Raw genomic sequence first — 22,493 nt, 5'->3', positions numbered from 1 at the left:
TCCCTAACCTATATTATTTTTCTTCTTTAATACAAATTTTAAAAAAATTAAGATAAATCCAACTCCAACTACTGCTGAAAAAATATACCCTAAAGCCTCTGGAACCCCAGAAATAGCATAATCAGGCATTAGCGTTTCAATTTTAAATCCATTTTTCATTCCCTTTGGAATAAATCCAATCATATTTTTTATCTCATTTTCTCCCCATTCTCCCCATGCTGTGCCCGTAGCTAACAATCCTATTGGTACTAGTAAAACCATCGCTACAATTAATCCATAAATAGGTTTCATTCTTGTTGAATCACCTTTATAAATTACAGATGATACAGTTTTTTTAACATAAGCATATACAGTTGTAGTAACTATTCCTTCAATTACTCCTGCTATCAATAAATGTGGTATTAACATAGCTGGTATTGATATTTCAAATCCATAAGGGCAATATAACGGCATACCTACTGCATCTTTGAATAAAACTGGTTGAATTCCAAACTCTAAAGCTGTAAAAAACGCTGCTATATTTAAAGATAAATATGCTCCAATAAAACTAGCAATATATTCACCTTTTTCTCCTTTTAATTTATCTCTTACAAATTTGTAAATATAATACCCTGTAAAAGGCATAATAAATGCCATATTAAAGCAATTAGCTCCAATAGCTAAAATACCACCATCCCCAAAAAATAATGCTTGAATAACAAGCGCAATAGTGACTGAAATAGCAGCTGCATAAGGGCCTAGAAGTATTGCTGCTAAGACAGCTCCTACTGCATGTCCTGTAGTTCCCCCTGGAAGTGGTACATTAAACATCATTATAAGAAATGAAAAAGCTGCACATATACCAAGAAGCGGTATCTTTTTCCTAGATAATTCTTGTTTTACTTTTACTGCTGCATTATTCCATATTGGAATCATAACTGCACCCATTACAGCACAAGTAGATGGACTTAAATAATTGTCTGGAATATGCATTATGTTTCCCCCCTTTTGATTAACTTTTTAAATCTTCTATTTTATTTATTATTATTTTAAAGCAATAATTATACCAATCTACAACTATCATAATTCGAGGATTTATGGGTATATAAAAACGTTTATTCTCATTTTGATATTATTTATTCTCAAAATGAGATAATCTTTTATATATTCTCATTTTGATATTTTACATTTCCTAAAATTCTTCATAAAAAAACAAATCCCTATGTTTTTACATAAGAATTTGTTCCATATAATTAAATATATTATAAAAATGCTACATTATTTATTTTTCTATTTTCCAAATTCCATCATATTTTTTTGCATTCAACTTAATATTTCTTGTATCTTTAATTACATTTTCATCTTTTTTATTTAATATTTCTGTACTAAATAATACATATGCTGTATCATCTTCAATTTTAAAATCTTTAATTGCAACTTTTGCAACTTTTGTAGTAACACCACTTATTTCAGCATCTTTTTCTACTGAATTTTTCCATTCATTGATTATAAAATCAATAAAACTCTTCTCTCTATTTTCTAAATTTTCGGGTTCCACTAGTTCAAACTTAACATTTAATTCAGAACTATCTACTATATTTTCATTTTTCTCCTCTACCGTATTTTCTTTTTTAGTATCTTCATTTTCATCTTTAATATTTTCTTGATTTTTATTTTCACTCTCATCTTCTTTTATATTTTCTTTATTTTTGTTTTCACCAGTTGTTTTTGTGCTGAATTTCACCAATACAGGCTTATCTAAATTGTTGCCTGCTAACGCTTTAACTGTTTCTTTTATAATTATATAATAGTCTTGTCCATTTTTATAATCTTCCTTTGGAACTATAATAATAGTACGGCTATCTCTTTCTAAATATATTTTAACATTCTGCTTTACCCCATATTCATCAATCACAAGAATATTATTTTCATTTACAGATTGACTATCTAATTCTGTATTAAATTTAATTTTCCATTTTTTATCAATTGAAACTTCTTTTTCAATTACGCTATTACTATTGTTTGATGGCATAGACGATGGTTCCTTTTGTAAATCTGTATTAGAATCTCTACTGCTGTCTTTGATACTATCATCATAACAAATAATCCCTTCATTATAAGTTCCTATGTATATTTTTCCATCAGCTCCTGTAATCATACTTGTAATATGGTCATTTGGTGCTACATCATAAGCACATTTAAAATATTCCTCACCTGCTTCTTTTATATAAAGCATATTAGATCCAATCCATAGAACTAACTTTCCAGCCTTAGTCTTTTTTAGTTCATTTATTGCGCTGTAAGCTTCCATCATACTTGAACCTTGATTATTAAATTTCATATCCTTTTCCATCATATTGTTTTCATCAAGTTTATATACCATATAATCATTTTCATCATCATAATATACAAATTCTAATTCATCATTTTCATTAAGAAATATATTTACTGGTTCCCTTCCATCCTTTAATCTGAAATTCACCTGTCTACAATTCTGATTATCTAATTTAAACAGCTTTACTTTTTTCTCCCAAGTTCTACTAACTAAATATATTATGCCACTATTATCTTTTAATAATTTATTGTTTCTTATTTCTTCATTCAAATTCATTTCTAGTATATTTATTCTATGTATATTTTTATCTGTATCTATAACATAAATAACATTATTACCTAAAATGTATAGATTACCATTATTATCAAATTTAATATCTATTAATTGTTTAATTCCATCGTCATAATCATTACTAGATATTTTCACATACTCTTCCAAATTATTATCTTTAAACTTATATACTGAGTTTTTACTTAAAAAATACAATTCATTATTGTATAATGCTGCTTCTTTATAGTTTCCAGCAATCCCATTATTAATAACCTTCAATTCTCCATCTTTTAATAAAGATTCAGAAACATGACCTTCTTTATTGCTAAATATTCTTACACCCTTATTATCATCCTTTAATAATAATACAGATTTTCTATCTTTCATAAAATAAGATACATTACTTTCAACAGCTTGTACTTTTTGCGCTAAAAAACTAAATGGGGATACTGGAACAGATAAAAAACAAATTAGCAACAAGCTAAAAATCTTCTTTTTATTCATCTTATTACCTCCGATACTAATATTTATACTACTTTTATTATACTATAACCCCCTAACTAATTTAAGTGTAAATAATAAACTCTTTATAATAAAAGAAAAGTGTATAGCACTTTTCTTAGTTTATATCAAATATTTTGCCTGGATTCATTATATTATATGGTAAATATTCACATGAAATTTTTACAGATAATTTATCCATGATTTCATCTATTAACGTAGCGTAATAGCTACTTTAACATTAATAAAACTTAATCTTAAAGTTTAATTTTAAGATTAAGTTTTATTTGAATGTTTAGACTATTTAAAATAAATTTATCGATTCTAGAACAATGTCGGCATAAATAGCTTTACAATTATAAATGCAAAAATTCCACATAATATTCCATAGCCCAATGCAATTTTTATATTATTTTTAATTACTTTACCTTCTTTACCAACCAGTCCCACCGTAGTTAAAGCTGCAACAACATTGTGTATACATATCATATTCCCTGCTGCTCCACCTATACCTTGTAAACCTAAACTTGCAATTACAGGTATACCAGCTTGCTGAGCTGCACTAAATTGTAATCCTCCAAACATAATATCCGACACTGTACAACTTCCAGAAATAAATGCACCCAATATACCAACTATTGGAGCAACTAAATACCATCCAGCACCAACTGCTCCTGCTGCTGTCTTAGCTATAACTATTAACATTGAATCACTACCTGCTGCTGCACCTGAATTCATCATTATATAAGTTAACCCTAATGCAAAAAACAATGCTATTGCAGTAGCTTTAATTTGTTTTAATGTAGCTCCCCAAACTTTAAAAGCTTCTTTTCTATTAAGTCCATGCATTGAAGGAATTATTAATGCAACTAGCATAAATGGAATAACCCCTGGATTATATAGTGGCTTTATTCCTCTGCTTATAGAAGTACCTAAAATATTATTCCATGATATATCCCACATTTTAAGAATTGGTGTTACATGCAACCACTTCAAACGTCCGATTAATAATAAAATTCCTATTAATACATATGGTGCCCATGCTTTAGCAGCACTCATTAAAGGTTTATTTTCATCTCTATTACTACTACCAGCCTTTATAGAACCTTCCCAATCTTCTTCCCACTCATCATGTGGCTTAAAGTCCCAATTATTTTTTGGTACCAAATGCCCTCTTTTTATTACACTAACAAATATTGGTATAGAAATTAAAGAGCCTAGTAATGATGGAAGTTCTGGTCCAACAAAATTTGCAATCAAAACTTCTGGAACTGTAAATACTAGTCCTCCAAATAATGCTAGTTTCCATACTTCTAGCCCTTTTTTTATACTGTGATCAATTAGCAATGTCATACTACAAACCATTGCTAGTGGTACAAAAGTCCCAACTAAAAAATGTAGTATTCCTGCGAATGCACCAATTTGACTCAAAAACATTGATAAATCTCCCGTATATCCACCTGCTATAGCTATATCCTTTAAATTTGAAAATCCTCCTATAATAGGTGTTCCAACTCCACCAAATGTAACTGGTGCACTATTACCAATTAATGCAATTGTTGCTGATACTAACGGTGGAAAACCTAACCCTACCAACAATGGTGCTGCTACCGCTGCTGGAGTTCCAAATCCTGCTGCTCCTTCAAAAAAAGCTTCCATTAAGAAACCTATTACAATCACTTGAACTCTTCTATCAGTAGATACGGTAGCCATAGAATGAGATATTCCATCAACTCCACCACTTTTTCTTATTGTTCCTAGAATAAGCAATGCACCATATATAATTAATAAAATATCAATAGTATTTATTGCTCCACATATTGTTGCTGCAGCAATCCATTTTCCTGGCATTTTCCAAAACACAGCAGCTACTATCAATGTACTAATAAAACCCACTGGCATAGCCTTTGTTGATGGCCATTCTTTAGCTATCATTAAAATTCCAACAATAAGAATAGGCAAAAAAGCTATTAAAGCTAACATTTGTTGATCCCCCCTCATATTTTAATATTACATTACTACTTTTATTTAATATTATTGTTATTATTTTAAGATTATTCCTGCAAGTACAAATAAAAGTATAAACAAAATTTGTTTATACTTTTATTTGTATAGCACTTATAGATATAATACCTATAAATATAGCACCTATTTAAATAATAGGTGCTATTAAAACTAATATATTTAATTTTAGGTGCCTATTATTTAACACCCATCCATCCAGAAATTACCATCATTTGAACTTCTGATGTTCCTTCATAAATTTCTGTTATTTTTGCATCACGCATCATTCTTTCAATTGGATAATCATTTACAAATCCATAACCACCAAATAATTGTAAACAACGTCTTGTTACATCGCTAGCATTTCTAGCAGCAACCAATTTTGCCATAGCAGCTAAATGTGTAAATCTTTGATGATCATCCTTTGCACATGCAGCTTGATATACTAAAAGTTTTGCAGCTTCTGTATTTGCACGCATTTGAGCAAGTTCAAATTGTGTATTTTGGAATTTTGAAATAGAACGTCCAAACTGAACACGTTCCTTAACATATTTTAAAGTCTCTTCTATTGCACCTTCTGCAATACCAAGAGCTTGTGCAGCAACACCAATACGTCCTCCATCAAGAGTTGCCATTGCAATGTTAAATCCTCTACCTTCTTCTCCTAAAAGATTTTCCTTTGGAACTATACAATTATCAAAGAATAATTCACATGTAGAAGATGCACGGATTCCCATCTTTATTTCATGACTTCCAACAGAAAAACCAGGGAAATCTTTTTCAACGATAAATGCTGAAATACCCTTTGTTCCCTTACTCTTATCTGTCATAGCTAAAATAATATATACGTCTGCATATCCTGCATTAGTAATAAATATCTTGCTACCATTTAATACATAATGGTCTCCTTCTAATACAGCTGTTGTCTTTTGCATAGAAGCATCAGTTCCAGCAGAAGGTTCTGTTAATCCAAAGGCACCTAACTTTTCACCTGAAGCAAGTGGTTTTAAATATTTTATTTTTTGTTCATCTGTACCATATGTGTAAATTGGTGTTGCACAAAGACTTGTATGTGCTGAAACAATAACACCTGTTGTTGCACAACATTTAGATAATTCTTCTACACATTGTATATAACTTAATGTATCCATTCCAGCTCCACCATATTCTTCTGGGAATGGAATTCCAAGTAAACCCATTTCAGCCATTTTCGCTACATTTTCTTCTGGGAAACGCATGCTTTCATCAATTTCTTTTGCAATTGGTTTTACCTCATTTTCTGCAAAATCACGATACATTTCTTGTAATTGTTGATGATTTTCATTTAGTTTAAAATCCATATCAATTTCCTACCTTTCTTTTTTTATATTTGTATTTTATTTGTATTTTAATTATATTTTAATTGTGTTTTATTAGTTGTTGCCATCTAATAAGCAACATACTTTACCTGGATTCATAATAGAATTCGGGTCAAACACTTCTTTAATGCCTTTCATTAAGTTTATGTTTACTTCTCCAACACTATCTACTAAATATTTAATCTTTCCACTACCAATTCCATGTTCTCCTGAAACAAGTCCACCACATTTTGTTGCTTCTGGGTAAATAAGATTGAAGAACTTACCAACTCTAGTTTTAAATTCTGCTTCTTCTAAATCATTACTGCATTGGTATATATGAAGATTTCCATCTCCTGCATGTCCAAAACTCTTAACAGTAAGTCCACATTCTTCACCAGCTTTATTTACAAATTCAAGATAAGAAGGAATCTTATTTACAGGAACTACGACATCACATTCATCAAATAATTTTGTTTCTGCTATAATTGCCTCTAAGAAGCTAGAACGAGCTGCCCATGCATCTTTCATCTTTGAAGGTGTATCAGCTATAAGAACATCAATTGCTCCTGCTTCCAATACTAGTTCACTAGCTTGCTCGATAAGGTCATCTAACTCATTTTCACTACTTGCATCTAAAGTAACAAGCAAATAAGCATTTGCAGTTGTTCCATCAATTACTTGTGGGAATACACTTTTTCCAAGATATCTTTCACTAGAAAGAACAATTTCTCTTTCCATAAATTCCAATGCTTGTGGATTTATGTTTGCCATTTTAAGTTTAGGAACAGTAGAAATACAATCATTCAAATTTTCGAAAGGAACAATCAAACTAGCAACTACCTTTGGTGCTGGTATAATTTTTAAAGTAAGTTCTGTGATAATTCCAAGTGTACCTTCAGATCCAATCATCAAATTCAAAAGGCTATAACCTGAACTTGTTTTTGATACTGTAGCTCCAAATTGAGTAATTTCTCCTGTTGGAAGAACAACTTTCATTTCACGTACATAATCACGTGTTGCACCATATTTAACAGCTCTCATTCCACCAGCATTTGTTGAAACATTTCCACCTAAGCAAGCAAACTTTTCACCTGGATCTGGGGCATATAATAACCCTTGTTTTATACAATCCTCTGCAAGATCATTTAACAAAACACCAGATTGAACATGAACAACAAAATTTTCTAAATCATAAGAAAGTATTTTATTCATCTTTGTAATATCAATTAAAACGCCACCTAAAAGTGGAACTGCTCCACCTGCAAGTCCTGTTCCTGCTCCTCTTGGAGTTACTGGTATCTTATGTTCATTACATATTTTTACTACTGCAGCAACTTCTTCTGTAGAATGTGCCATAAATACAACTTTTGGAGCTGATTTTCCATAAATAGGCATTTCATCGTGAGAATAATCTTCATTGATATCATTACCTGTTAAAATATGTCCTGGAGCTGCCTCCTGTAATTTTGAGATCAGTTCTTCTGTCAATTTATTATACTCAGCCATAATACTCATTCCTTTCTATTTTTTTATTAACTTCATTACAAATATACATAAAATTAAATTAAATTATACATAATTTTGTTTTGATTCCTAACCTAAAGAACAGAAAACTTTTACTCTGCTTTTACTTTCTTCATTTCTTCAATCATAACTGGAAGAACCTCAGTTACATTTCCAACAATACCTATATCGGCGATTTCAAAAATTGGAGCCTCTTCATCTTTATTAATTGCCACAATATAATTAGAACCTGACATTCCAGATGTATGTTGTGTTGCTCCAGAAATACCACATGCAATATAAAGTTTTGGTGCTACAATCTTTCCTGATTGTCCAACTTGATGTGCACGAGAAATCCATTTATCTTCAATTGGTGGTCTTGTTGCACCTACTACACCACCAAGTACACGTGCTAATTCTTCAACAAGTTTGAAATTTTCTACATTTCCCATTCCACGTCCACCAGAAACAATAACTTGTGCTTCTTCTAAATTAACAGATTCAGAAATTTCTTTTACTGTATCAACAATTTTTGCCTTAACAGCACCAGCTGGAATTTCTACTTTTTTCTCTGTAACACCTGCATTTGAAGCAAGCTCTGGCTTTGAAAAACTTCCGTTTCTAACTGTAACTACGGCTGTGCCTTCTACTTCGATATTTTCTAAAATTGTACCACCATAAGCTGGTCTAGTATATATAACTTTATCATCAGTTTTACTCATTCCTATTACATCACTTACACATCCTAAACACATACGTCCTGCAATACGTGGTGCAATATCTTTAACCAATGTTGTATTAGCTAATAAAATCATATCTGGATTTTGTTCCTTAACAGTTTCTGATAATACTTCTGTCAAAGTATCACAGTCTGTAGCAGCATCTGCAAAAATAACTGGAATTCCTAAAGCAGCTACTGTATCTGCAGCAACCCTGTTACCTACTACAAGAGCTGTTCCTTCTGCATCTAATGATTTTACTGCACTAACCAATTCAAGGCTTCCGCCTAAAACTTTTTCTCCATCTGTTTCAATAAACAATAATGCTTTCATACTCTTGTTTTCCCCCTTAATTAGATTGCTTTATCTTTTTTCATTTGCTCCATAGCAACATTTACTGCCAATGCAACATCTTTTTCTTGAATTTTGATACCAGCCTCTTTCTTAGGAGGTTCAACATATTCAATGCAACATACTTTTGCTTGTTTTACCTCTCCAATTTCTGCTGCTGAATAAGTTGGAATCACTGCCTTACGGCTTTTCATCTTAGTTCTAATAGTAGGATAACGTGGATCATAATTTGGTTTACTTACTGTTACTACAGCTGGAGATTCTAAAGAAACTATATTATATCCTTCTTCAGTTTCTTGATGAACTTCCATAGCATCATCTTTTAAATTGATTTCAATCGCACTACTAACAAAGCCTGTCCCCAATTTTTCAGCAAGCATTGCTCCTACTTGACCAGTAATTTCATCTGTGGATTCCTTTCCACAAAGAATTAAATCAAATTTTTCACCTTTGTCTTTTTCAATTTTATGAATAGCATCTGCCAAAACATCAGTTGTTCCAATAGCATCTAAATCTGTATATAAATCATCTTTTACCAAAAATGCTTCTTTAGCTCCTACAGCAAGACAATTTTTTAATGTGTTTAAAGAATCATCTGCTCCAACATTTAATACACTAACATTTCCTCCATTAGCTTCCATAAAACGAACTGCTAACTCTAATGCATATGTATCAAATGCATTAGCTACCGAACTGACTCCATTCAAATTAGGTTTTTTCTTATTCTTATCCAAATGGATTTCAATAGAATCATCTGGAACCTGTTTTACACATATAAGAATCTGCATACTTTCCCTCTCCTTTACACTTTTGCATTATTGTATATGTTTACATTGTTAAACTTTTTAATAGAACCATTTTATAACTATTGTTTCTATTTAATTTCTAGCAAAGTATTATTTATTGGTCATACCAAAGTATCATTCATTGGCCCTACCAATTTGTATATCATAATTTTAGCATAGTATGTTAAATATTTCTATAATAGTTATTTTATTAACATATCCTTTACGTACATTAAAATGTAATCGATTGTAGCTATATAAACCTTCTGTTGAATATTTTTTGAAAGAAATTTTTTTCAATTTTTTTGTTCAGCATACTTTTTACATTAAAGTTAGTTAAATGTAAAACTTACATATAACTAACTTTAAAAATCATAATTGTATAATATCACAAAATTTTACTTCCATGACTTATCCCTATAGTAAGTAACTATGCTATCATATCCAATTTATTGACAAATTTTTCCTGAGTTCAAAATATTTTTAGGATCGAATACTGTCTTTATTCCTCTCATAATAGTCATATATGATTCTCCATATTATTCAAACATATATTCTCTTTTAGCATACCCTATTCCATGTTCTTCAGATACTAATCCATTTAATTCTACTGACTTATTATACATACAATGAAATATTTCTTTTAATTTATTTTCCCATTCTTCATCATTTAACTCATCTTTACAAATATAAACCTGTAATTTACCATCTCCATCATGTCCAAAGCTTGGTATTCTAACATTAAATTCTTTTGCTAATTGATAAGTATACATGTGGGAGATACATTAAAAGAAGAGTTTAGAGATACATTTATGTTAGACAATAAAAAAGAAGCACTGAAAGCTTTTCAGTGTTAGTATGCAAAGGTAAAAGAAACCAAAATCAAGTTAATAAAAAGAACTGGTTTTTGAAGTTATCATTGAAAAAGCATTAAATGTAGCTATAACTAAATGCTATGAAAATTCAGATAAAAACTCAACTAGGGGTAAATTTAATATTCCAATAAAAAAATAGATGTTCAGGAAATCATCTTCCTAAACATCTATTTTTTATTTAATTTTAGTTATCTATTATTTAACACCCATCCATCCAGAAATTACCATCTTTTGAACTTCTGATGTTCCTTCATAAATTTCTGTTATTTTTGCATCACGCATCATTCTTTCAATTGGATAATCACTTACAAATCCATAGCCACCAAATAATTGTAAACAACGTCTTGTTACATCGCTGGCATTTTCAGCAGCAACCAATTTTGCCATAGCAGCTAAATGTGAAAATCTTTGATTATCATCCACTGCACATGCAGCTTGATATACTAAAAGTTTTGCAGCTTCTGTATTTGCACGCATTTGAGCAAGTTCAAATTGTGTATTTTGGAATTTTGAAATAGAACGTCCAAATTGAACACGTTCATTAACATATTTTACAGTTTCTTCTATTGCACCTTCTGCAATACCAAGAGCTTGTGCAGCAACCCCAATACGTCCTCCATCAAGAGTTGCCATTGCAATCCTAAATCCTTTACCTTCTTCTCCTAAAAGATTTTCCTTTGGAACTATGCAATTATCAAAGACTAATTCACATGTAGCAGATGCACGAATTCCCATCTTTAATTCATGAGTTCCAACAGAAAAACCAGGGAAATCTTTTTCAACGATAAATGCTGACATACCCTTTGTTCCCTTACTCTTATCTGTCATAGCAAGAATAACATATACATCTGCATGTCCTGAATTAGTAATAAATATCTTGCTACCATTTAATACATAATGGTCTCCTTCTAATGTAGCTGTTGTCTTTCCCATAGAAGCATCAGTTCCAGCAGAAGGTTCTGTTAATGCAAAGGCACCTAACATTTCACCTGAAGCAAGTGGTTTTAAATATTTCTCTTTTTGTTCATCTGTACCATAGTTGTAAATTGGTGTTGCACAAAGACTTGTATGCACTGAAACAATAATACCTGTTGATGCACAACATTTAGATAATTCTTCTACACAGTGTACATAACTTAATGTATCCATTCCAGCTCCACCATATTGTTCTGGGAATGGAATTCCCATCAAGCCCATTTCAGCCATTTTCTCTACATTTTCTTTTGGGAAGCGCATGCTTTCATCAATTTCTTTTGCAATTGGTTTTACCTCATTTTCTGCAAATTCACGATACATTTCTTGTAATTGTTGGTGATTTTCAGTTTGTTTAAAATCCATATTAATTTCCTACCTTTCTTTTTTTTATATTTGTATTTCAATTGTATTTCAATTGTGTTTTATTAGTTGTTATTATCTAATAGATAACATACTTTACCTGGGTTCATAATAGAATTCGGGTCAAAGGCTTTTTTAATACCTTTCATTAATTTTATATTTATTTCTCCAACACTATCTACTAAATAGCTGATTTTTCCACTACCAATTCCATGTTCTCCTGAAACAAGGCCTCCACATTTTGTTGCTTCTGGATAAATAAGATCGAAAAACTTATCAACTCTTGCTTTAAATTCTTCTTCTTCTAAATCATTACTGCATTGGTATATGTGAAGATTTCCATCTCCTGCATGTCCAAAACTTCTAATAGTAAGTCCACATTCTTCACCAGCTTTATTTACAAATTCAAGATAAGAAGGAATCTTATTTACAGGAACTACGACATCACATTCATCTAATAATTTTGTTTCTGCCATAATTGCCTCTAAGAAGCTAGAACGAGCTGCCCATGTATCCTTCATCTTTGCAGGTGTATCAGCTACAAGAACGTCAATTGCTCCTTCTTCCAATGCTATTTCACTAGCTTTCTCAATAAGGTTATCTAACTCATCTTCACTACTTGCATCTAAAGTAACAAGCAAATAAGCATTTGCTGTTGTTCCATCAAGTTCTTGTGGAAATACACTTTTTCCAATATATCTTTCACTAGCAAGAACAATTTCTCTTTCCATAAATTCCAATGCTTGTGGCTCTATGTTTCCCATTTTAATTTTAGGAACAGTAGAAATACAGTCATTTAAATTTTCAAAAGGAATAATCAAACTAGCAAGTACCTTTGGTGCTGGCATGACTTTCAAAGTAAGTTCTGTAATAACTCCAAGTGTACCTTCGGAACCAACCATTAAATCCACAAGACTATAACCTGAACTTGTTTTTGATACTGTAGCTCCAAAGTGAGTAGTTTCTCCTGTTGGAAGAACAACTGTCATTGCACGTACATAATCACGTGTTGCACCATATTTAACTGCTCTCATTCCACCAGCATTTGTCGAAACGTTTCCAGCTAAACAAGCGAACTTTTCACCAGGATCTGGAGCGTATAATAACCCTTGTTTTGCACAATCCTCTGCAAGATCATTTAACGTAACACCAGGTTGAACATGAACAACAAAATTTTCTAAATCATAAGAAAGTATTTTATTCATCTTTGTAATATCAATTAAAACACCACCTAAAAGTGGAACTGCTCCACCTACAAGTCCTGATCCTGCTCCTCTTGGAGTTACTGGTATCTTATGTTCATTACATATTTTTACTACTGCAGCAACTTCCTCCGTAGAATGTGCCATAAATACAACTTCCGGAGCTGATTTTCCATAAATAGGCATTTCATCATGAGAATAATCTTCATTGATATCATCACCTGTTAAAATATGTCCTGGAGCTGCCTGCTGTAATTTTGAGATTATTTCTTCTGTTAATTTATTGTACTCTGCCATAATAATCATTCCTTTCTAATTTATTATGAAATCCATCTTTTGTTTTCATTCTTAAGCTAAGAAGCAGAGAAACCTTTACTCTGCTTTTGCTTTCTTCATTTCTTCAATCATAACTGGAAGAATGTCATTTACATTTCCAACAATACCTAAATTAGCCATTTCAAAAATTGGAGCTTCTTCATCTTTATTAATTGCCACAATATAATTAGAACCTGATATTCCAGATGTATGTTGTGTTGCTCCAGAAATACCACATGCAATATAAAGTTTTGGTGCTACAATCTTTCCTGATTGTCCAACTTGGTGTGCACGAGAAATCCATCCATCTTCAATTGGTGGTCTTGTTGCACCTACTACACCACCAAGTACACGTGCTAATTCTTCAACAAGTTTGAAATTTTCTACATTTCCCATTCCACGTCCACCAGCAACAATAACTTCTGCTTCTTCTAAATTAACAGATTCAGAAATTTCTTTTACTGTATCAACAATTTTTGCCTTAACAGCATCAGCTGGAATTTCTACTTTTTTCTCTGTAACACCTGCATTTGAAGCAGCCTCTGGTTTTGGGAAACTTCCATTTCTAACTGTAACTACGGCTGTGCCTTCTACTTCGATATTTTCTAAAATTGTACCACCATAAGCCGGTCTAGTATATATAACTTTATCATCAGTTTTACTCATTCCTATTACATCACTTACACATCCTAAACTCATACGTCCTGAAATACGTGGTGCAATATCTTTAGCCAATGCTGTATTGGCTAATAGAACCATATCTGGATTTTGTTCCTTAACAGTTTCTGATAATACTTCTGTCAAAGTATCACAGTCTGTAGCAGCATCTGCAAAAATAACTGGAATTCCTAAAGCAGCTACTGTATCTGCAGCAGCCCTATTACCTACTACAAGAGCTGTTCCTTCTGCATCTAATGCTTTTACTGCACTAACCACTTCAAGGCTTCCGCCTAAAACTTTTTCTCCATCTGTTTCAATAAACAATAATGCTTTCATACTCTTGTTTTCCCCCTTAATTAGATTGCCTTATCTTTTTTCATTTGCTCCATAGCAGCACTTATTGCCAATGTAACATCTTTCTCTTGAATTTTGATACCAGCCTCTCTCTTAGGAGGTTCAACATATTCAATGCAACGTACTTTTGCTTGTTTTACCTCTCCAATTTCTGCTGCTGAATAAGTTGGAATCACTGCCTTACGGCTTTTCATCTTAGTTTTAATAGTAGGATAACGTGGATCATAATCTGGTTTACTTACTGTTATTACAGCTGGAGATTCTAAAGAAACTATATTATATCCTTCTTCAGTTTCTTGATGAACTTCCATAGCATCATCTTTTAAATTAATTTCAATCGCACTACTAACAAAGCCTGTACCTAATTTTTCAGCAAGCATTGCTCCTACTTGACCAGTAATTTCATCTGTGGATTCCTTTCCACAAAGAATTAAATCAAATTTTTCACCTTTGTCTTTTTCAATTTTATGAATAGCATCTACCAAAACATCAGCTGTTCCAACAGCATCTAAATCTGTATATAAATCATCTTTTACCAAAAATGCTTCTTTAGCTCCTACAGCAAGACAATTTTTTAATGTGTTTAAAGAATCATCTGCTCCAACATTTAATACACTAACATTTCCTCCATTAGCTTCCATAAAACGAACTGCTAACTCTAATGCATATGTATCAAATGCATTAGCTACCAAACTTGCTCCATTCAAATTAGGTTTTTTCTTATCCTTAGCCAAATGGATTTCAATAGAATCATCTGGAACCTGTTTTACACATATAAGAATCTGCATACTTTTCCTCTCCTTTATACTTTTCTTTTGTATTATTGTATATGTTTACATTTTATATATTTACATTATTAAACTGTTTTTTGATAGAACCATTGTGTATTTTAATTTTTATAAAATACCATTTTATGACTATTGTTTCGATTTAACTTCTACAAAAGCATTTTTATTGGTCCTACCAATTTATTGGTCCTACCAATTTGTATGTTATGAGTTTAGCACAGTATGTTCAATATTTCTATAATAGTTATTTTATTAACATATCCTTTACGTACATTAAAATGTAATCGGTTGTAGCTGTATAAGCCTTCTGTTGAATATTTTTCGAAAAAATTTTTTTCAATTATTTTGTTCAGCCTACTTTTCACATTAAAGTTAGTTAAATGTCAAACTTGCATGTAAATAACCACCAAAAAGCATAATTGTTTTAAATATATAAATTTAATACGTAAAATTACCAAACAATCAATGCTTTTAATATATTTTTTTATTTTTATTGTTATTTTTAAGAATTTCTTAATACTCTATAATATTTTTATTACTTTCATTTTTTAATATTTGAAATCGAGTATCCTTAATTAAAAATCTTTTACATTAATCCTAATTGTATAAGGTCAAAAAATAATTTTGGGACAAGTTACAAAATTTTACTTTCACGACTTGTCCCTATAGCGAGTAAATATGCTATCACATCTAGTTTATTGACAAACTTTTCCTGGATTTAAAATATTTTTTGGGTCAAATGCTGCTTTTATTCCTCTCATAATAGTCATATATGCTTCTCCATATTGTTCAAACATATATTCTCTCTTAGCATATCCTATTCCATGTTCTCCAGATACTAATCCATTTAATTCTACTGACTTATTATACATACAATTAAATACTTCTTTTAATTTATTTTCCCACTCTTCATCATTTAAATCGTCTTTACAAACATACACATGTAAGTTTCCATCTCCAGCATGTCCAAAACTTGGTATTCTAACATTAAATTTTTTTGACAATTGATGAGTATATTTAATAAATTCAGCAACTTTATTTCTTGGTACAACAACATCACACTCATCCATCTCTGGTGTTGATGCACTAACTGCTTCAAGAAATGCTCCTCTTGCTGACCATACCGATTCTTTTCTTTCATCTGTATCTACTATAAATACATCTAATGCGCCTTCACTCAAACATAAATCTGCAACAACTGAATAATCTTTTTCAACTTGTTCTGGAGTATTTCCATCAAATGTTAGTAGAAGATATGCATCTGATGAATTATCTGGGAATTTCTTACCTAAAAAATCTTCTGCCGCTAATATAACATCTCTTTCCATAAACTCTATAGCAGTTGGTACTGCTTTTGATTTTATTATTTTAGGTACCATTTCTATAGATTTATCTAAATTAGGGAATGGGATAAGCAAGCTTATTGATTTCTTAGGTAATGGTAATAATTTCAATACAGCTTTAGTAATTATTCCCAAAGTACCTTCAGAACCTATAACTAAGTCTTTTATACTGTATCCCGAACTATTTTTAACTACTTTTCCTCCTAATTGTAACACTTCCCCACTTGGAAGAACCACTTCAAATCCTCTTACATAATCTCTTGTAACTCCATATTTAACAGCTCTCATTCCACCTGCATTTGTACTGATATTACCGCCTATTGTAGCACTCTTTTCACCTGGATCTGGTGGATAGAAAAGATCATTTTCTTCTACATATTTTCCTATTTCCATTAATAGAACACCTGGTTCTACTGTTAATGTCAAGTTTTCTTCATCTAATTCTAAAATTCTATTCATTTCAGTTAAGTCTATCATTATTCCGCCATGTAATGGAACTGAAGCTCCAACAAGCCCTGTACCTGAACCTCTTGCTACAACTGAGATAGTATTTTCATGTGCATGTTTCATTATCTTTGAAACTTCTTCAGTTGAATGTATTTTTACTAAAGCATCTGGGTAATTGCTTATTCCTCCCAATTCATCATGGCTATAATCTTCACTTATTTCATTTCCAACAAATATGTTATCTTGTCCAACTACTGATTTTAAAAATTCAATATCCTTATCATCTATTTTTCTATATTCATTCATTGTTAAACCTCCCTATTATAATTCAGTTTACAGTTGAGAATTGAAAGTTGATAGTTGTTGATAACATGTCAACTCTTCTAATTTTCAAACTCTATTTTACTGTTGCTGCTGCTTCTGCAAATCCTTTTCCACCTTTTAAGTTTTCAATTAATTGTGGAACTATTTCATACATATCTCCTATTACTGCATAGTTTGCAACCTTAATTACTGAAGCATTTTCATCTTTATTAATAGCAAATATGCACTCTGAATTATCCATACCAGCTACAAACTGAATAGCTCCTGAAATTCCTAATGTAATTATTAATTTCGGTTTAACAGTTCTTCCACTTAACCCTATTTGCTGTCTAGCATCTATCCATCCCGCTTCAACAAGCGGTCTTGTTCCTGCTACCTTTGCCTCTAAAAGATCAGCAAGTTCTTGAACCATTGCCATATCTTTTTGTGTCTTTAATCCTCTTCCTACTGCTACAATCACTTCTGCTTCTGAAATACTTTCTTCTTTTTCTTTTTCAATTACATCACATACTGTTATGTTTGATATAAATTTAGCTGTATCCATTTCACAAACAGTTATTTTTCCTGCTTTTTCTTTACTTTTTTCTGGAGCATCAAATATTTTGTATCTAACTGTTGCTAATTGTGGTCTATTATTTGGAGTATGAATATGAGCCATTATATTTCCACCAAATGCAGGTCTTATTTGATCTAAATCTGTATTTGGTTTGACATCTAATATTGTACAATCTGCTGTAAGTCCTGTTCTAAATCTTGCAGCCATTCTTGGTGCAAGAGATCTTCCTACAGTTGTAGCTCCAACTAAAATTGATGATGGTTTGACCTTATTTACAAAGTCTTCAAAAGCTGCTGCATATGGTTCTATTCTAAAGTTCTTTAGTTCTTCATAATCATAAACAAAAACTTCATCAACACCATAACGTAATAAATCTTCTGCCTTATCTTTAATATTATGTCCTATAAATACACAGTACACCGGATGATTTATCTTAGCTGCTAGTTCTTTTCCCTTTCCTATAAGCTCCATAGTTACTGGATGTATATTTCCATCTACATGGTCAACATAAACAGCAATTCCTCTCCATTTACTCTTATCTACTGCAGGCTTTGCTTTATCTTCAACAAATTCCACTACACCTTTTGGTCCTTTTTTAACACAGAGTCTACACATTTTACATCCTGCTGTTATATCTATTTTCCCATCTTTTTCTTCCATCGCATTAAATGGGCATATATTCATTAATTGATCTATTATTTTTTTATTTAATTTTTCTTGATGTACTAATAATCTTCCCATTTCTATACCTCCTTAAAATTAAAATAATTCAAATTAATTACTATAACTCATATATTTTTCTTCCTATGCAAACTTAAGTTCTCTTAACTTATTTCCTATCTTAATAGTTAATTCTTCACCGCTTCCCTTCCATTTTTCTTGTTTCTTATCATGTGATGGTGGGAATATTCTTTCAACTTGTGTTGGCGAACCATTTAATCCATATTTATTTTCATCCTGATCTTCAAAATCTTTTAAACTTATTACATTAATTTTCTTATCTTTTGTTTCAAGTTTTTTCTTATAAGATGGTAGTCTTGGCTGCATAATGTCTTTTTCAACTGTTATAAGGCAAGGATACTTGATATCTACGATTTCTATTGCATTTGGCATATCCATTTTTACAACTACTGAATCCTGTTTAATCTCAAGTATTTCTAAAACATTAGCTACATGAGGAATCTTTAAATATTCTGCCATTTCTGGACCTACCTGAGCTGTATCTCCATCTGTTGTTTGTTTTCCACATATTATAAGATCATATTTTCCTAACTTTCTTACTCCTTGTGATATAGTGTACGATGTTGCTAAAACATCTGCTCCTGCAAATTTTCTATCTGAAAGTAACGTACCTTCATCTGCTCCCATCATATATGCTTCTTTTATAACATCCATTGATTGAGGAGGTCCCATGCTTATTACTTTTACTATTCCTCCTCTTTCCTCTTTAATTTTTAATGCTGTTTCAAGAGCAAATAAATCATATGGGTTCATCTTAGACTCAACACCATCTCTTTTTAACACCCCTGTTACTGGGTCAACTTGTACATTTGAACTTCCTGGAACTTGTTTAATACAAACTATCATTTCCATATTTATTTCCTCCATTTCTAAAATATATATTTATTTAAGGTAAGGTCGTCATACCGTAATATGCTTTTATATGAATCAATAATACAAAATAATTTATATAAATTTTTCACATGTAAACCTTTAAATTTTTCACAATCTGTATCCAGATAAAAACTAAATATTAAACAGTTATTATAATTAGATTTTTTAAAATTAGAAAGTAACTACTTTTTAATTTTATATCACTTACTGGTCAGACAATCGGTTTATTTATTTAGATACTATCATATATTTTTAATTATCTCTACAATTGTTATATCATTAACACTTGTATTTTAGGGGATTTTAAATAGGTTAATAAATTAAAAACGTATGATTTATCCCTAATTGTATTCAAATTAATCATTATAATATTTTTTTAATATTTTCGTTTTTTATATGATTTATGAAGTAGTTAGTTATTTATCAAACTTATGTCACAATTATAAATATTTTACATATTTATAAATAAATATATACTGTATGATTTGATATAATTAATAAAACACCCTTGTATTCATGTAATCCTTTACATGAATACAAGGGTGTTCACATATTGTTAACAAGTTAACAGTATACTAATTTATTAATTAATAAATTCAAATATAATGATTGTATGCAGCTACTATAGATTTAAAACATATAGTTTGTTTTTTATCGATTAATAAAACAGAGAAAATAGATTTTAATATAGATAAGAATATTAAAGATTATTGTATGATTTTAAGAAAAGTAGTTATTTAAAAATATACTATTATATATAAGCCTTTAAAATTAAAAGACCACTGTACCAATATACAAACTTAATATACTGATACAGTGGAAATTATTAAAAACGCATCAATTAAAACTCAAGTTATTCTAAAATATATTTGGCATAAAAATCTTAACAATAATAACTGCAAAAATCCCACTTGCTACACAATAACATAATGCAATTTTTATATTATTTCTTAAAATTTTTCCTTCTTTACCTATTAATCCAACTGTTGTCAATGCTGCAACAACATTATGCACACAAATCATATTTCCTGCTGCTCCTCCTATTGCCTGCAAACTTAGTATTGGTATAATAGGAAGCCCAATTTCTTTAGCTGCGCTTAATTGCAATCCCCCAAACATAATATCTGAAACTGTAGCACTACCTGAAATAAATGATCCTAATGCTCCTACAATTGGTGCTATTATATACCATCCACTACCAGCCAATACTGCTGCAGTTTTAGCCATAACAATTAGCATTGAATCTGCACCTGTAGCAGCGCCTGAATTCATCAATATATATGTCATTCCTAAAGCAAAGAATAGTGCTATTGCAGCTGATTTAATCTGCTTCAACGTCTCTCCCCATGCTTTAAAAGCTTCTTTTCTATCAAGCCCATGCATAAATGGAATTACTAGTGCTACCAACATAAATGGAATAATTCCTGGATTATACAATGGTGTAATTCCTCTGCTTATTGATGTTCCAAGAATATTATGCCAAGTTATATCCCATGACTTAAGTATAGGAGTAATTCCAATCCATTTTAGACGTCCTAGTAATAACAATATACCAATTAATACATATGGTGCCCACGCTTTACCTGCACTCATAGCTTGTCCATTATTACTTTTATCACAAGATGCTGCAACTTCTCCTTGCCAATCTTCTTCCCATTCTTCAACAGGCTTGAAATCCCAGTTGTTTTTAGGTACAAATAGTCCTTTTTTTATTATTGAAACAAATATTGGTATTGCAATTAATGAACCTAGTAATGACGGAAGTTCTGGTCCAACAACATTTGCAATTACTACCTCTGGTACTGTAAATACTAATCCCCCAAATAGTGCCAATGGCCACACTTCTAATCCTTTTTTTATACTTTTATCGGCTATTAAAGTCATAGTACAAACCATAGCTAATGGAATAAACGAGCCTACAAGAAAATGTAAAATAGCTGTAAACCCACCTACACTTGCTAACAAAGCATGGAATTCTCCATTATATCCTACATTTTTAACTATGGTTTCTAAATTAGCAAATCCACCAATCAACGGTGTACCAGCAGCTCCATAAGAAACAGGTGCACTATTACCAATCAATGCCACCATCGCTGCTATTAATGGTGGAAAACCTAATCCTACTAACAATGGTGCTGCTACTGCTGCTGGAGTTCCAAACCCTGCTGCACCTTCAAAGAAAGCTTCCATAAGGAAACCGATTACAATAACTTGAACCCTTCTATCAGTGGACACATTCGCCATTGATTGAGCTATTCCATTAATTCCTCCACTCTTCCTCATTATTTGTAGTATTAACAACGCACCGTATACTATTAGCAATATATCTATAGTATTAATTGCTCCACAAATTGTAGCTGCAGCTATCCACTTGCCTGGCATTTTCCAAAATATAGTTGCTATTATACCTGCTAAAATAAATCCTACTGGCATCGCCTTTGTTGATGGCCAGTTAAATCCTATCATTAATACACCTACAAAAATGATAGGTATTAAAGCTATTAGTGCTAATCCCATAAACTCACCCCTTTAAAAATAATAATTAAGTATTTACTTTTAATTCATTCTGGTCAGACAATCAGATTGTCTATTTAAGATATTATCACATTTTATTAAATTTTTCCAGAATTGTTATACAATTAACACTTGTATTTTTAAGTACCTATGGGTGTTAAATTTTTTCAAACCTATGATTTATCTATAATCATATTGAAATCAATTATTATAATATTTTTCAATATTTTTTAATAATATAGTCATTTATGTAATATATATATAAGTTAGTTATATATCAAACTTATGTTATTATTGGAAAAATAAATAAAAATATGCATATTATATTTGTATTTATTTCATATAATTAATAAAACGAACATTTATTTATATATTTTTT

At 31.0% G+C, this 22,493-nt stretch carries 15 protein-coding genes and 1 pseudogene; all 16 read right to left on the bottom strand.

Translation table 11 applies throughout. From position 1 onward, the window contains the following. Positions 1-3: 3 nt before the first annotated feature. The 16 genes and pseudogenes from cbiM to OW763_RS09585 all read right to left on the bottom strand — a co-directional run bounded on the left by cbiM (position 4) and on the right by OW763_RS09585 (position 22,117). On the bottom strand, positions 4-972 hold the full coding sequence (cbiM, locus tag OW763_RS09660; protein WP_268040909.1) for a cobalt transporter CbiM: 969 nt from the start codon (positions 970-972) through the stop codon (positions 4-6). A 289-nt stretch (positions 973-1,261) separates the two neighbouring features. Further along, positions 1,262-3,088: an Ig-like domain-containing domain gene (locus OW763_RS09655; protein WP_268040908.1), complete on the bottom strand. Its 1,827-nt coding sequence runs from the start codon at positions 3,086-3,088 to the stop codon at positions 1,262-1,264. Between the two features lie 321 nt (positions 3,089-3,409). Beyond that, positions 3,410-5,068 (bottom strand): L-lactate permease, encoded by a 1,659-nt coding sequence (locus OW763_RS09650; protein ID WP_268040907.1) that lies wholly within the window; start codon positions 5,066-5,068, stop codon positions 3,410-3,412. A 218-nt stretch (positions 5,069-5,286) separates the two neighbouring features. After that, a complete protein-coding gene (locus tag OW763_RS09645) occupies positions 5,287-6,429 on the bottom strand; it encodes an acyl-CoA dehydrogenase (protein WP_268040906.1) in 1,143 nt (380 codons plus the stop codon). 72 nt (positions 6,430-6,501) lie between these two features. Then, positions 6,502-7,935, bottom strand: coding sequence for an FAD-binding oxidoreductase (locus OW763_RS09640; protein ID WP_268040905.1), 1,434 nt, complete (start codon positions 7,933-7,935; stop codon positions 6,502-6,504). A gap of 110 nt (positions 7,936-8,045) precedes the next feature. Next, the gene (locus OW763_RS09635) at positions 8,046-8,984 is read right to left on the bottom strand and encodes an electron transfer flavoprotein subunit alpha/FixB family protein (protein ID WP_268040904.1); all 939 of its coding nucleotides are present in this window, start codon (positions 8,982-8,984) and stop codon (positions 8,046-8,048) included. 20 nt (positions 8,985-9,004) lie between these two features. Then, on the bottom strand, positions 9,005-9,790 hold the full coding sequence (locus OW763_RS09630; RefSeq protein ID WP_268040903.1) for an electron transfer flavoprotein subunit beta/FixA family protein: 786 nt from the start codon (positions 9,788-9,790) through the stop codon (positions 9,005-9,007). 446 nt (positions 9,791-10,236) lie between these two features. Then, positions 10,237-10,557: pseudogene (locus OW763_RS09625) on the bottom strand (FAD-linked oxidase C-terminal domain-containing protein); the annotation flags it as partial. 300 nt (positions 10,558-10,857) lie between these two features. After that, positions 10,858-12,000 carry an acyl-CoA dehydrogenase gene (locus OW763_RS09620; RefSeq protein WP_268040902.1) on the bottom strand — a complete coding sequence of 381 codons (1,143 nt, stop codon included), beginning with the start codon at positions 11,998-12,000 and terminating at the stop codon, positions 10,858-10,860. Between the two features lie 62 nt (positions 12,001-12,062). Continuing rightward, positions 12,063-13,496 carry an FAD-binding oxidoreductase gene (locus OW763_RS09615; RefSeq protein ID WP_268040901.1) on the bottom strand — a complete coding sequence of 478 codons (1,434 nt, stop codon included), beginning with the start codon at positions 13,494-13,496 and terminating at the stop codon, positions 12,063-12,065. A 75-nt stretch (positions 13,497-13,571) separates the two neighbouring features. Continuing rightward, the gene (locus OW763_RS09610) at positions 13,572-14,510 is read right to left on the bottom strand and encodes an electron transfer flavoprotein subunit alpha/FixB family protein (protein WP_268040900.1); all 939 of its coding nucleotides are present in this window, start codon (positions 14,508-14,510) and stop codon (positions 13,572-13,574) included. Positions 14,511-14,530: 20 nt separating this feature from the next. Next, entirely contained in the window at positions 14,531-15,316 is a 786-nt protein-coding gene (locus OW763_RS09605) for an electron transfer flavoprotein subunit beta/FixA family protein (protein WP_268040899.1), read from the bottom strand. Between the two features lie 695 nt (positions 15,317-16,011). Next, positions 16,012-17,412: an FAD-binding oxidoreductase gene (locus OW763_RS09600; protein ID WP_268040898.1), complete on the bottom strand. Its 1,401-nt coding sequence runs from the start codon at positions 17,410-17,412 to the stop codon at positions 16,012-16,014. A gap of 91 nt (positions 17,413-17,503) precedes the next feature. Further along, positions 17,504-18,727 carry an electron transfer flavoprotein subunit alpha/FixB family protein gene (locus tag OW763_RS09595; RefSeq protein ID WP_268040897.1) on the bottom strand — a complete coding sequence of 408 codons (1,224 nt, stop codon included), beginning with the start codon at positions 18,725-18,727 and terminating at the stop codon, positions 17,504-17,506. Positions 18,728-18,790: 63 nt separating this feature from the next. Then, entirely contained in the window at positions 18,791-19,579 is a 789-nt protein-coding gene (locus OW763_RS09590; RefSeq protein ID WP_268040896.1) for an electron transfer flavoprotein subunit beta/FixA family protein, read from the bottom strand. Between the two features lie 879 nt (positions 19,580-20,458). Then, entirely contained in the window at positions 20,459-22,117 is a 1,659-nt protein-coding gene (locus tag OW763_RS09585) for an L-lactate permease (protein WP_268040895.1), read from the bottom strand. Positions 22,118-22,493 lie beyond the last annotated feature (376 nt).

Source organism: Clostridium aestuarii, assembly GCF_026735135.1.
GTDB lineage: Bacteria > Bacillota > Clostridia > Clostridiales > Clostridiaceae > Clostridium_H > Clostridium_H aestuarii.
The sequence above is the reverse complement of the archived record's forward strand: the minus strand, read 5'-3'. Positions and strand labels throughout refer to the sequence as shown.